This is a genomic window from Burkholderia lata, from assembly GCF_000012945.1.
Taxonomy (GTDB): domain Bacteria; phylum Pseudomonadota; class Gammaproteobacteria; order Burkholderiales; family Burkholderiaceae; genus Burkholderia; species Burkholderia lata.
Map to the genome: position 1 here is coordinate 2,118,057 of NC_007511.1, position 13,338 is coordinate 2,131,394.

Annotated in this window: 11 protein-coding genes; 6 read left to right on the top strand and 5 right to left on the bottom strand. The window is 68.2% G+C overall.

What is annotated here, in order from left to right; genetic code table 11:
• Positions 1-238 precede the first annotated feature (238 nt).
• The 3 genes from BCEP18194_RS32010 (at position 239) to BCEP18194_RS32020 (ending at position 6,922) form a co-directional block, all read left to right on the top strand.
• Entirely contained in the window at positions 239-763 is a 525-nt protein-coding gene (locus tag BCEP18194_RS32010) for a metal-dependent hydrolase (protein ID WP_011355451.1), read from the top strand.
• 201 nt (positions 764-964) lie between these two features.
• On the top strand, positions 965-5,512 hold the full coding sequence (locus tag BCEP18194_RS32015; RefSeq protein ID WP_011355452.1) for a DEAD/DEAH box helicase: 4,548 nt from the start codon (positions 965-967) through the stop codon (positions 5,510-5,512).
• 135 nt (positions 5,513-5,647) lie between these two features.
• Positions 5,648-6,922 (top strand): APC family permease, encoded by a 1,275-nt coding sequence (locus BCEP18194_RS32020; protein ID WP_011355453.1) that lies wholly within the window; start codon positions 5,648-5,650, stop codon positions 6,920-6,922.
• Positions 6,923-7,084: 162 nt separating this feature from the next.
• Here BCEP18194_RS32020 and BCEP18194_RS32025 read toward each other — a convergent pair whose 3' ends face one another.
• The 4 genes from BCEP18194_RS32025 to BCEP18194_RS32040 all read right to left on the bottom strand — a co-directional run bounded on the left by BCEP18194_RS32025 (position 7,085) and on the right by BCEP18194_RS32040 (position 9,745).
• A complete protein-coding gene (locus BCEP18194_RS32025) occupies positions 7,085-7,381 on the bottom strand; it encodes an XRE family transcriptional regulator (RefSeq protein WP_011355454.1) in 297 nt (98 codons plus the stop codon).
• 72 nt (positions 7,382-7,453) lie between these two features.
• Complete coding sequence (locus BCEP18194_RS32030; RefSeq protein WP_011355455.1) at positions 7,454-7,813, bottom strand: type II toxin-antitoxin system RelE/ParE family toxin; 360 nt, start codon at positions 7,811-7,813, stop codon at positions 7,454-7,456.
• 130 nt (positions 7,814-7,943) lie between these two features.
• Positions 7,944-8,930: a pca operon transcription factor PcaQ gene (gene pcaQ / locus BCEP18194_RS32035; RefSeq protein WP_011355456.1), complete on the bottom strand. Its 987-nt coding sequence runs from the start codon at positions 8,928-8,930 to the stop codon at positions 7,944-7,946.
• A 77-nt stretch (positions 8,931-9,007) separates the two neighbouring features.
• The gene (locus BCEP18194_RS32040; protein WP_011355457.1) at positions 9,008-9,745 is read right to left on the bottom strand and encodes a helix-turn-helix domain-containing protein; all 738 of its coding nucleotides are present in this window, start codon (positions 9,743-9,745) and stop codon (positions 9,008-9,010) included.
• 120 nt (positions 9,746-9,865) lie between these two features.
• On the opposite strand from BCEP18194_RS32040, the gene BCEP18194_RS32045 reads away from it, so the two are divergent.
• The 3 genes from BCEP18194_RS32045 to pcaG all read left to right on the top strand — a co-directional run bounded on the left by BCEP18194_RS32045 (position 9,866) and on the right by pcaG (position 12,019).
• Positions 9,866-10,441 carry a YiiX/YebB-like N1pC/P60 family cysteine hydrolase gene (locus tag BCEP18194_RS32045; RefSeq protein WP_011355458.1) on the top strand — a complete coding sequence of 192 codons (576 nt, stop codon included), beginning with the start codon at positions 9,866-9,868 and terminating at the stop codon, positions 10,439-10,441.
• A gap of 273 nt (positions 10,442-10,714) precedes the next feature.
• Complete coding sequence (gene pcaH / locus BCEP18194_RS32050) at positions 10,715-11,422, top strand: protocatechuate 3,4-dioxygenase subunit beta (protein ID WP_011355459.1); 708 nt, start codon at positions 10,715-10,717, stop codon at positions 11,420-11,422.
• 3 nt (positions 11,423-11,425) lie between these two features.
• Positions 11,426-12,019 (top strand): protocatechuate 3,4-dioxygenase subunit alpha, encoded by a 594-nt coding sequence (gene pcaG / locus BCEP18194_RS32055; RefSeq protein WP_011355460.1) that lies wholly within the window; start codon positions 11,426-11,428, stop codon positions 12,017-12,019.
• A gap of 459 nt (positions 12,020-12,478) precedes the next feature.
• On the opposite strand, the gene BCEP18194_RS32060 is transcribed toward pcaG, so the two are convergent.
• Positions 12,479-13,258, bottom strand: a complete 780-nt coding sequence (locus tag BCEP18194_RS32060; RefSeq protein WP_041493327.1) for an AraC family transcriptional regulator — start codon at positions 13,256-13,258, stop codon at positions 12,479-12,481.
• Between the last annotated feature and the right edge of the window lie 80 nt (positions 13,259-13,338).

The window sequence follows — 13,338 nt, forward strand, 5'->3', positions numbered from 1 at the left end:
GTCAAGCTGCTCCCGAACATGTCTGCGGATCGGTCGAAATTGCACGCGGGATACGTCATCACGCAGCGCACAAAAAACCGAAAGTTGCGAACTGCACGGAAGGCCACGCGATACGTGCAAAAAAATCTGCAAACGTCCCTCCCGCGGCACGGGCCGATCTGCGAAGATAGCGCCCCGCTTTCGCGCTGCATCATTTTTCGGGCACGCACCGCTTCACGTTTTTTTCGTCTCGCTTCCTATGGCATCACACAACGCGCATCATGCGTCCGGCATCGCGGCCGGTGTCGCCGCCGCCGTCCTCGTCGCACAAACCGGTGCAACAGGCCCGTGGCACTCAGGCATGCTCGCCGCATTCGTGGCCGGCGTCGCGGGCGGCACCGCGCCCGACTGGCTCGAAGTCGCATGGTGGAGCCGCAAGCGCCGCCTGTGGATCACGCATCGCACCGTCACGCACTGGGGCATCGGCTGGATCGCGCTGTTTGCGCTCGGGTGGCACGGGCTCATTCATCATCCGCATCCGCTGTGGGCCGCGCCGCTGTTCGGCTTCGCATGCGGCGGCCTGATGCACCTGCTCGCCGACTGGCCGAACCCGCTCGGCGTGCCGTGGATCTGGCGGCGTCACTCGCTGAACCTGTGGAAGAGCGGGCATTGCGACCTGATCGTCGTGGCCGCCGCATGGGGCGGCACACTGTGGCTCGCGCAGTCGCTGTGCTCGCGTGCGCCGCTGCTCGAGCACTGGCTCGGCTGGCTGAATCGCGTTTAGTTGCAATTCGACGCCATTCGACACGCGATCGGCATGCCGACACGCATGCAACTTTCCGTTCGTTGAAAGTGCGGTGATGGCCCCCATCTGAATTCGAATCGTCGCCACACGTGCCCGGCACGCACGCGCGACGTCTGGCACACTGACGATTCGATTCGTGCGCGCGCCCTCCGCGCGCTTGCACCCCATTTCAACGCTCCGATGGACGTCACCGCTACCCGCCCTGCCGCCAGTGCGCTCGACGTGTTCCACCCGGCCGTCGCCGCGTGGTTCCGACGCACGTTCGCCGCGCCCACCGGCGCGCAGGCGCTCGCGTGGCCGCACATCAAGGCGGGCCGCTCGACGCTGGTCGCCGCGCCGACCGGCTCCGGCAAGACGCTTACCGCGTTCCTGTGCGCGCTCGACGATCTGGTGCGCGATGCGCTGGCGCACGACGGCACGCTGCCCGACGCGACGCTCGTCGTGTACGTGTCCCCGCTGAAAGCGCTGTCGAACGACATCCACGTGAACCTCGACGCGCCGCTGGCCGGCATCGCCGAATCGCTCGCGCAACTCGGCCTGCCGGTGCCGGCGATCCGCACCGCCGTGCGCACCGGCGACACGACGCAGGCCGAGCGCGCCGCGCTGCGCAAGCGCGCACCGCACATCCTCGTCACGACGCCCGAGTCGCTGTACGTGCTGCTGTCGTCCACGTCGGGGCGGCAGATGCTGTCGAACGTGCACTCGGTCATCGTCGACGAAATCCACGCGCTCGCATCATCGAAGCGCGGCAGCCATCTCGCGCTGTCGCTCGAGCGTCTCGACGCACTGGCCGGCCGTGCGCTGCCGCGTATCGGGCTGTCGGCCACGCAAAAGCCGATCGACGCGGTCGCACGCTTCCTGGTCGGCGGCCCGGCCGACGCGCCGCGCGACTGCACGATCGTCGACACCGGCCACACGCGCGAGCGCGACCTCGCGCTCGAACTGCCGAACGTGCCGCTCGAGCCCGTGATGGCCACCGACGTGTGGGAACAGGTGTACGACCGCATCGCCGGCCTCGCGGCCGCGCATCGCACGACGCTGGTGTTCGTCAACACGCGGCGTACTGCAGAGCGCATGGCGCGCCACCTCGCCGACCGGCTCGGCAAGGAAGCGATCGCCGCGCATCACGGCAGTCTTGCGAAGGAACACCGCTTCGATGCCGAACAGCGCCTGAAGCGCGGCGAATTGAAGCTGCTCGTCGCCACCGCATCACTTGAACTCGGCATCGATATCGGCGACGTCGATCTCGTCTGCCAGGTCGGCTCGCCGCGCGGGATCGCTCCGTTCCTGCAGCGCGTCGGCCGTTCGGGGCACCATGTCGGCGGTGTGCCGAAAGGCCGGCTGTTCCCGCTGTCGCGCGACGAACTCGTCGAGTGCGCAGCGCTGCTCGATTGCGTGCAACGCGGCGAGCTCGACGCGCTGCGCATTCCCGAAGCGCCGCTCGACGTGCTCGCGCAGCAAATCGTCGCCGAAGTGGCGTGCACGGAATGGCAGGAAGACGCGCTGTATGCGAGCTTTACGCGCGCAGCGCCGTACGCACGGCTGACGCGCGAGCGCTTCGACGAAGTGATGAAGATGCTCGCCGAAGGCTTCACGAGCCGGCGTGGCGTGCGCGGTGCATACCTGCATCGCGACGTGGTTGGCGGCACCGTGCGCGGGCGCCGCAACGCGATGATGACCGCCACCACGTCGGGCGGCACGATCCCCGACATGGCCGATTACGCGGTGCTGCTCGAACCGCAGGGCATTCAGGTCGGTACCGTCAACGAGGATTTCGCGATCGAGAGCCTGGCCGGCGACGTGTTCCAGCTGGGCAACCAGTCGTACCGGATCATTCGCGTGGAAACGGGCCGTGTGCGTGTCGAGGACGCGCAGGGCCAGTCGCCGAACATCCCGTTCTGGCTCGGCGAGGCGCCGGGGCGCAGCGACGAGCTGTCGGCGGCGGTCGGCCGGCTGCGCGCACGGCTGGACGGACTGTTCGCCGACGGCGACCGGCAGGCACAGGGCAAGGACCGTGAACGCATCGGCGACGGGACCGGGACCGGGACCGGGACTGGGACTGGCGGAAAGCCCTCGCCCCGGACCGACGCCAAAGCCCGTGCCAATGCGAAGTCAAAGGCCGGGATCAACGTCGATACCGACGCGTCGATCGACTTGCGGCACGACACCGTTGCCGCCGGCACCGCCGAAGGCCGCCTCGCGCCGGCGTTGCGCTGGCTCGTCGACGATCTGCACCTGTCACCGGACGCCGCGCACCAGATCGCCGATTACCTCGCCCGCACCCGCGCGGCGCTCGGCGCGCTGCCGACGCAGGACACGCTCGTGATGGAGCGCTTCTTCGACGAATCGGGCGGCACGCAGCTCGTGATCCATTCGCCGTTCGGCAGCCGCATCAACCGTGCCTGGGGGCTCGCGCTGCGCAAGCGCTTCTGCCGCAGTTTCAACTTCGAGCTGCAGGCCGCCGCGACCGACGACGCGATCATCCTGTCGCTGTCGCTCGCGCACAGCTTCGCGCTCGACGAAGTGTGGCGCTACCTGCGTTCGGCCAGCGCCGAGCACGTGCTGGTGCAGGCCCTGCTCGACGCGCCCATGTTCGGCGTGCGTTGGCGCTGGAACGCGACGACCGCGCTCGCGCTGCCGCGCTTCACCGGCGGCAAGCGCACCGCGCCGCAACTGCAGCGGATGAAGAGCGAGGATCTGCTCGCAACCGTGTTCCCCGATCAGGTCGCTTGCCTCGAAAACATCGTCGGCGAGCGCGAGATTCCGCATCACCCGCTCGTCGACCAGACGCTCGACGACTGCCTGCACGACGCGATGGATACCGACGGCTGGCTTGCGCTGCTGCGCCGGATCGAAAGCGGCGCGATCGAACTCGTCGCGCGCGACCTGCCCGCGCCGTCGCCGCTCGCGGCCGAGATCCTGAACGCGAAACCGTACGCGTTCCTCGACGATGCACCGCTCGAGGAACGCCGCACGCAGGCCGTGCAGTCGCGCCGCTGGAGCGATCCCGAATCGGCCGACGATCTCGGCGCGCTCGACGCCGATGCGATCGATGCCGTGCGCGACGAAGCCTGGCCGCTCGTGCGCGACGCCGACGAAATGCACGACGCGCTGCTCACGCTCGCGTGCATCGCCGACAGCGAAGCACGCGAACACGAAGGCTGGCCCGACCGGCTCGCGGAACTCGCCGAACGCCGCCGTGCGACGAAACTCGTTACGCCCGGCGGTGCCGCGCTGTGGGTGCCGGTCGAACGGCTCGTGTGCATGCGTGCACTGCATCCCGACGCGCGCATTGCGCCGGCGCTCAAGGTGCCTGCCGCCTGCGCGCAACCGTGGGAAGCCGATGCCGCACTCGTCGACGTGATCCGCGCGCGGCTCACCGGCTTCGGCCCGCTGGCCCTCGATTCGATCGCGACACCGCTCGGGCTGCCGCCGGCGTCGATCGCGACGGCACTCGCGGCGCTGGAACGCGAAGGCTATGTGATGCGCGGCCGGTTCACACCGGGCACGACGACGGACGAATGGTGCGAACGCCATCTGCTTGCGCGCATTCATCGCTATACGGTGAAGCGGCTGCGCCGCGAGATCGAGCCGGTCGAGCGCGCCGATTTCATGCGCTTCCTGTTCCACTGGCAACACCTGACGCCCGACACGCGCGGCACGGGCCGCGATGCACTCGCGGCCGTGGTCGAACAGCTCGAAGGCTACGAGGCCGCGGCGAGTGCGTGGGAAGACGCGCTGCTGCCCGCGCGGCTGACCGACTACATGGCGGGCGGGCTCGACGAGCTGTGCCGCTCGGGCAAGCTCGTGTGGACACGCATCGGCGCACCGGCGCGCGCCGCCGGCACCCCCGTGAAAACGACACCGATCGTGCTGCTGCCGCGCCGCCACCTCTCCGCATGGCAAGCGCTGCGCGATCCCGATGCGCAACCGGCGCTGTCCGCGCGCGCCGCCCAGGTGCGCGACGCCCTCGCCGCGCACGGTGCGATGTTCTTCGACGCGCTGCTCGACGACCTGCATATACTGCCCGTCGAACTCGAACAGGCGCTCGGCGAACTCGTGGCGGCCGGCCTCGTGAATGCGGACAGCTACGCGGGCCTGCGTGCGCTGCTGAAGCCCGCCGTCAAGCGCAGCGCGACCTATGCGCCACGCACCCGGCGCGGCGGTGCGCTGATTGGCGGGATGGACGACGCGGGCCGCTGGGCACTCGTGCAGCGTCACGCGCCGCCGGACGAAACGCCATTGCCGAAACGCGGCCAGGCCGCGACCGACCCCGACGCGCTCGAACACATCGCATGGACGCTGCTGCGCCGTTACGGCGTCGTGTTCTGGCGGCTGCTCGAACGCGAAGCCGACTGGCTGCCGAGCTGGCGCGAACTCGTGCGGGTGCTGCAGCGCCTCGAAGCGCGTGGCGAGATTCGCGGCGGACGCTTCGTCGCCGGGCTCGCGGGCGAACAGTTCGCGCTGCCCGAAGCGATTCCGATCCTGCGCGAACTGCGGCGGCAACCGGGCGACGGACAATACGTGTGCGTGACGGGCGCCGATCCGCTGAATCTTGCCGGCACGCTGCTGCCCGGCGACAAGGTGCCGGCGCTGGCCGGCAATCGTGTGCTGTTCCGCGACGGCATACCCGTCGCATCGCTGGTTTCGGGCGCGTTCCACTACGTACCCGAACTGTCACCCGCCGCGCGCGAGGATGCCCGCCTGCGGCTCGCACGCCACTGCTGACACCGGCTGACACGCGACACCGCACGGACTACTGATCGCCGGGCCGCGCTGCCGTCGTCGTTCGGGTAGCATCGAACGATTTTCCGCGCGGGCTCCCGCGCTCAAACACAACAAGACTTCCGGAGACTGCTGTCCATGCCCTCGCATGTCGATTCGCCCGCCGCTCATCACGCGGGCTCGCTGACGATTTTCCAGGGCGCTGCGCTCTACATCGGCGCGGTGCTCGGCACCGGCGTGATCGCGCTGCCCGCACTCGCCGCCGAGGTCGCGGGCCCGGCCTCGCTGCTCGCCTGGGCTGCGCTGGTCGTGCTGTCCGGGCCGCTCGCGGCCACCTTCGCCGCACTCGGCGCGCGCTATCCCGACGCGGGCGGCGTATCGACCTATGCGCGGCGCGCATTCGGGCCGAAAGCTGCGGCAATCGTCGGATGGTGCTTCTACTTCGCGGTACCGGCCGGCGCACCGGCTGCCGCCATGTTCGGCGGCGCATACGTCGCGGCCGTCACGGGCGGCGGGCACACGACGATCATCGTCACGGCTGCCGCGCTGATCGCGACCGTGTCGGCCGCGAATGCATTCGGCGTCACCGTGTCGGGCCGCATGCAGCTCGTGTTGTCGGCACTGCTCGTCACGCTGCTGCTTGCCGCGGTGCTCGCCTCCGCGCCGCATGCGCGCACCGCGAACCTGCATCCGTTCGCGCCGCACGGCTGGCTCGCGGTCGGCCAGGCGGCCGCGCTGCTCGTGTGGAGTTTCGCCGGCTGGGAAGCGATCACGCATCTCGCGGCCGAATTCCGCCGGCCCGCGCACGACATGCCGCGCTCGGCCGGGATCGCGGTCGTGGTGGTCGGGTTCCTGTATCTGTCGGTTGCTGCCGCGAGCGTGACGGTGCTCGGGCCGACCGCGGGCGGATCGGGTGCGCCGCTCGCCGAACTGATCGCGGGCGGCATCGGCGGCCATGCGCAGGTGCTGGCCGCCGTGGCCGCACTGCTGCTCACGCTCGGCACCATGAACGCGTATTTCGCGGGCGCGGCCAAGCTCGGCGCGGCGCTCGGGCGCGACGGCGCGTTGCCCGCGTGGCTCGCGCAAGGCAGCCAGGTCGGCGGCGTCCCGCGCCGCAGCCTCGGCGTGATCGCCCTGCTCGCCGTGGTCGCACTGGCGGCGACGACGCTGTCGGACGTCGGGCCGAAGCCGCTCGTGCTCGTCACGTCCGGATGCTTCGTGATGGTGTACGGGCTCGGCGCGGCCGCCGCGCTGAAACTGCTGCCGCGTGGCGGCATCGCTTACCGTTGTGCATGGATTTCGTTGGTCGCGGTGGCCGGGCTGTTCCTGACGACCGGCTGGTACATCCTGTGCCCTTTGCTGCTCGCGGGCGGTGCGCTGCTCTATCTGCAGGTGGCCGGGCCGCGTCAGTGACCCGGCAGATGCGCGCGGGCCGATACCTGCCCGCTCGCGGAGACACACGGGCTGATCATGATCGAACCGATAGCCGAACCGCCGGCCGGATTGCCGGCCACTCCGCCGTGCGCATCGCGCGTAGAAGCGCGGCCTCGGCCGTCCGCCGGTTCTTCGCGCCCGTCAGGCGGGCACCAGCTCGAAGCTGAGCCGTTTGCCGAGCGCGGCGGCCGCGCTCGCGAGCGTCGCCAGCGTGAGGCTCGTGTCGGTTTCGTCGAGCAGACGGTTGAGCGCGGCGCGGCTGGTTTTCATCCGTGCGGCCATCGCGGTTTTCGTGATGTGCTGCGCCTTCATTTCCTGCCCGATCTGCCAGGCGATCACCCGCTTGATCGCGGTGGCGGTGGCCGCTTCGAGATTGCCGTCCTCCTCGAGGAAGGTATCGAAATCGCTGCCGATATGCGGATTGTTCGTGGTCGTCATGGGTACTCCAGTGCATGGCGTTGCCGGCGGGCTGACCGTCGAAGACGGTGCGTTCCGGCGCAACCGGGGAATTCAGATGGCGCGCATCAGCGCTTTCAGGCGCGCGACGGTGACATCGAGATCGTCCGACGGCGTGGCCCGCGACTGCTTGAAGAAGCCGTGCAGCAAGACCATCGTGTCGCCGACGACCGTAAACAGCACGCGGGCGCTCCGCCCCGGCAACATCACGCGGATCTCCCACAGATCCTGCGCCATCTTCCGGACCAGCGGCATGCCGAGCGGCCAGCCGAGTTGAACGGTCTTGATCTCTTCGCCGATCGCCCTTCGCTCCGCTTGCCCGAGCGCCTTCAGCCATTCGCGCACCGGCTCGTTGCCACGAGCCGTCTGGAAGAACCGCACGCCGAGCGTGACCTGGATCTGCTGTCTCGTCATCGTCCTGACACCAATCGTATCAAAATCGGTACGATATGCCAAGCACCACGAGGTCGGCTACTGACCGGATGGCCAATCCAGTCAGTAGCCGGGAACGGGGTCGGCCGCGCTTGCCGCGCGGTCCGCCGGGTCAATCGTCGCGACGAACCGGCTTGCGCGCCGCACGTGACATCCCGCGCTCACGCGTCTCCCCGAACCGCGACCGCGCGATGTCGCGCACGGCGTCGATCAGCGTTCGCGCGACCGGCGACGGCTGCGCATCGGTGCGCAGCACCAGCCCGACCGGCTCGTCGGTGCCCGCCGACGGCAGCGGCAGGCGTGCCAGCGCCCCGGCCGACAGGTCGTATTCGGCCGCATAGAGCGGCACGAACCAGACCGCGTCGTTCTCGAGCGCCAGCGCCCGCGCGACCGATACCGACAACACCTCGATGAACGAATCCAGCGGCGGCACGCCGCAAGCGCCGAGCAGCTGCTCGGCCGACTGGCGGATCAGCGTGCCGAATGGCGGCAGCACGACCGGATAGCGCGCAAGCTCGGCCGCCGGCGCCGCGCTCGAGAGCAGCGGATGCCCGGCGCGCACGACGGCGACGAGCGGCTCGTTGTACAACTGCTCGAACGCGAGCCCGATCATCCGCTCCGGCTCCGACAGCCGCCCGATCGCGCACTCGATCGCACCGGACTTCAGGCGCTCGAGCAGATCGGCGTTCGCGGCCGTCGCGATCCGCACGACGACGCGCGGCCAGCGCTCGGCGAGCGCCTTCATCAACGCGGGCGCGAGCGACGCCGCGACAGTCGGCAGCATCCCGATTTCCAGCGTCGCCGCGGCAGCCCCGCCTTCGCGCGCGAGCAGCCCGACCCCTTGCCGCAGCGCCAGCACGCACGCATTCGCGTGCGGCATGAACAATTGCGCCTCGCGAGTCGGCTGCGCGCCCTGCCGGCCGCGCTCGAACAGCTTCACGCCGAGGATCGCCTCCAGCTCGGCGATCGTCTTCGAAACAGCCGGCTGCGTGATCGACAGGCTCTCGGCCGCCTTCTGCACGCCGCCCAGCTGCGCGACCGCGAGAAAACATTGCAAGTGCCGGAACTTGACGCGGCCGTCGGCGATACGGTTATTCATAACGGGTGGTTATGCGATTGACGATGAAATGCCATTTTGCATAACTTTCCGGATAGCCCCAAGCACTCGACGATGCGTCACGCATGACGCCGCAGTGCCTGGAAACCGGCCGGCTCCCACATCCGCTTCGCGATCAGCAAGCTGGTGCCGTGCTTCTGCGCGAGCGGTGCGGACGACGATTCCGCATGCAGCGCGGCCGCCTTGCTGCGCAGCCGGCGCAGCTCCAGTTCGAGCTCCGCGGAGGCAGCCTCCGTCAGCATCCCCTGCGAGAACGTCATCGTCTCGCCTTCCCCGTCGAAGCGGCTGTCGAGGAAATCGCCAAGCGCGTGCGCATGGAAGTACCGGCGGATCGGCCCGCCCGGCAGCCAGTCGAAATCGCGCGCGACGCGCACGCGAATCCGGTCGCCCGGCAACAGCGCGACGACGTTCATCCGGTCGAGCATCAGCAGATATTTGACGCACTCGGCCTTCGTCACCTGATAGGCCGACACGATGTCCTGCACGGTCCAGTAGTTGATCGCGCAGACGGCGACGAGCAGCAGTTTGTCGTCCGACACGAGCAGTGCCTCCTGCTGCTCGGTTAGCACGTGCAGCCTCGGCGCCGATGCGGACGCCTCCTGCACGAGCTCGGCCAGCGTATAGCCGAGCAGCTGAGCGATCTCGACAACGCGCTCCAGCGTAAAGCGGCCGCTGGCGAACAGCCGCTTCACGCTGGTCTCGGAAACGTCGAGCGCACGCGCGACGTCGCGGTAGGTCATGCCCTGCGCCTTCAGCTGGCGCTTCAGCATTTCGATCAGTTGGGCGGTTTCAGTCATTTTGGTATCGAAAAATGATGCTCAAGGTCAGATATTAGGCTACCTGCGCATGCAGATGAACACTTTCGGATACTTGTCTGCATAATCCGCTCCGTGCTGTCACCGAACGACGGAGCCGAAATGACCACCCGAACCGAAACCGCTGCCTACGAATCGCATCGCACCGCCCCGCGCGATGCCCGCGACACCGATCGCACGATGCCGCTCGCCACGGTCCGCACGCTGGCCGCCAGCGCGCACGTCGGGGATCTCGTGTTCATCCGCGTACCGGCGAATGCACCGCGCGATGCAGCAGGCACGACGAGCTCGGCGGGTACGTGGGCCAATCGCTTCGGCATCGTCGTCGATACGTCGGGCGACGAGCCCTTGATCGCCGAAGCCGCGTTTGCGTGGACGAAGCTGACGCCGCTGTCGCGCTTCGTCGCCCGGACCGACGGCGGACGCATCGCGCTTGCCCGTCGCGTCGCGGCACCGACCACCGATGCGCAGCGCCAGATTCATTCAACGGCTGAACGGCGGATCGACGCGCTGCTCGGCAACCGTTTCAACGTGCGGACGCGGCGCGGGTTCTGCGCCGATTACGTGAGCGACGTGCTCGGGGTCGACCGGGATGCGACACCGGCCGCACTGCTGCGCAGCGGCACGCTGTCACTCGAATTCGACGGGATCGTGTTCGATCCCGGCCGCCAGTCATAACAGGCGCTCAGGGAGACCGGATAACAACAATAACGACAACACAAAAAAGCAGCGACGGGCTGGCTGGAGGGCCGTGCACGGGGTCGTCACCGACGACGCGAAGCCCGATCGCTTTTTCCGCCGGACAGGCATCCTGTCCGGCGGAATTTTCATTGGTGCGTCAAACATAACGAACAGTTATGCGATTCGCGAAAAAAGGTCATTTTGCATAACTTTCCGGATTGGCTAAAGTCGTGCCATCCCCTTCGCGAAATACCTATCAGGAGACGCCCGATGGATTCCCCCACGATCCTCACGCCGCGCGACTGGCCATCGCATCCGGCCTATGTCCACCCCGAATACCGTTCGTCCGTGAAGCGCGGCCCGACGCGCCCGCTGATCCCGCTGAAGGAGAAGCTGCGCGACCAGTACGCGCCCGTCTACGGCGCCGAAGATCTCGGCGCGCTCGACCATGACCTGACGAAGAATGCCGTGAAGAACGGCGAGCCGCTCGGCGAGCGCATGGTCGTCACCGGCCGCGTGCTCGACGAAGGCGGCAAGCCCGTGCGCAACACGCTCGTCGAGGTGTGGCAGGCGAACGCGGCCGGCCGCTACGTGCACAAGATCGACCAGCACGACGCACCGCTCGACCCGAACTTCCTCGGCGCCGGCCGTTGCCTGACCGACGACGAAGGTCGCTACCGCTTCCTGACGATCAAGCCCGGCGCGTACCCGTGGGGCAACCATCCGAACGCATGGCGCCCGAATCACATCCACTTCTCGCTGTTCGGCGATTACTTCGGCTCGCGTCTCGTCACGCAGATGTACTTCCCCGGCGACCCGCTGCTCGCGTACGACCCGATCTTCCAGGGCACGCCCGAGGCTGCGCGCGATCGCCTGATCTCGCGCTTCTCGATGGACCTCACCGAAGAAGGCTATGCGCTCGGCTACGAATTCGACATCGTGCTGCGCGGCCGCGACGCTACCCCGATGGAGCGCTGAACCATGACGACGCTGAAGCAAACCCCTTCGCAGACGGTCGGCCCGTACTTCGCATACGGCCTGTGCCCGCAGCAATACGACTACGACCTGAAGAGCCTGTTCACGCCGACGATCGCCGCGGCGCACGCCGAAGGCGAGCACGTGCTGCTGGTCGGCCAGGTGTTCGACGGTGACGGCAACGTCGTCGGCGACGCGGTGCTCGAATTCACGCAGGTGGACGGCGCGGGCCGCTACCCCGCGTCGCGCGACGACATCGCGAAATCCGGCTTCACGGGCTTCGCGCGAGTCGGCACCGGCACCGATGCGCAGCAGCGCTTCGTCGTCGAGACGGTGAAGCCGGGCCGCCTCGCCGCCGACGAAGCGCCGCACATCAACGTGACCGTGATGATGCGCGGGATCCTCACCCACGCGTTCACGCGCGTGTACTTCGACGACGAAGCCGCCGCGAACGCAGCCGACCCCGTGCTGAACGCCGTGCCGGCCGAACGCCGCGCGACGCTCGTCGCGAAACGCGACGCGCAGCCGGGCCGACCGGTCGTCTACCGTTTCGACATCCGCATGCAGGGGCCGGACGAAACCGTGTTCTTCGACGTGTGACGCGCGAGCCGGCATACGCCGGCTCCGCCCGCTACCCCGACGCCGCGTGGCGCGATACCAACAGGCATCGCACCACGCGGCGTTTTTCGTGCCCGTCGCCATCATTCGATGCTGCGGCGCGTCGCGCCGGATCACGGGTGCCCATACCCGTTGTCACATGCCTCCATCTCCTGAATCGAACGCTCGATTGAAACGCATGCTGCGACTGCACATAACTCGTCGATCCAGCAGGATATCGTTTGCGCGTTATGCGGCGTATTCTTCGTTATCCGCAACGCACCAACGAGATTAAATCCGAATCGGCAACAATTACGCATGTAATACGCGACACCGCCCGGCAGGCCGTGCGCACATTTTTTTCTGACCGAGTGCCTTTAAACGCGTCTGACCGAAGTTGGCAGGCGCGTATTTTTTTGCGGCAACCGGCGCACCGGTGTGGCGTGCGCCGATTCCTTCCGGTTAGCGCCGAATCTCCAGATAGCGGCTCGGCGTATCGCCCAGAATGCGGCGAAACGCCGACGTGAACGCGCTGGCGCTCGCGTACCCGAGATCGAGCGCGACGCGCGTGACCGGCTGCCCGTCGCTCAGGCGCGCGATCGCCGAGAGCATGCACACCTGTTGGCGCCATGCAGCAAAACTCACGCCTGTCTGCGCGCGAAACTGCCGCGTGAACGTGCGGCGGCTCACGCCTGCATCGGCGGCCACCTGGTCGAGATCGGCCGCGATCGACGGCGACGCGAGCAGGTGCCGGCACACCTTCGCCAGCCGGGCGTCGGCCGGCAGCGGCGCATGCAGCGACAGGCGCGGCATCGTCGCGATTTCCGCGACCAGCAACGCCATCAGCTTGCCCGCGCGCCCGTCGACGTCGTACAGCGCCGGCAGGTCGATCGCATCGTCGATCAGTTGGCGCAGAAGCGCGGACACGCCATAGACACCGCACTGCTCGGGCAAGCCCGCCTCCTGCGCGGCGTCGCCGGACACGAACGTGTTGAGCATCGTGACCGGCCCGGTCATCGTCATTTCGTGCCGCACGCCTGCCGGCACCCAGCACGCGCGCTGCGGCGGCACCAGCCAGCGCCCGTGCGGCGTCGACACGCTGATCGTGCCGCGCGACGCGAACGCGAATTGCCCGCGCCCGTGCGCGTGCTCCGGAAACGTCGTGCCCGCCGCATAGTCGTTCGCGGTCACGACCACGCTCCTGGGAATATTTTCGTAGGGATCTAGCAGCGTATTTCTCACGGCCCGAATTCCATCATCAATGACCCGATATCGAAGGCGGGTCTCCTTCGCGTGATCTACGATCCGCTCCACCCTTGCGC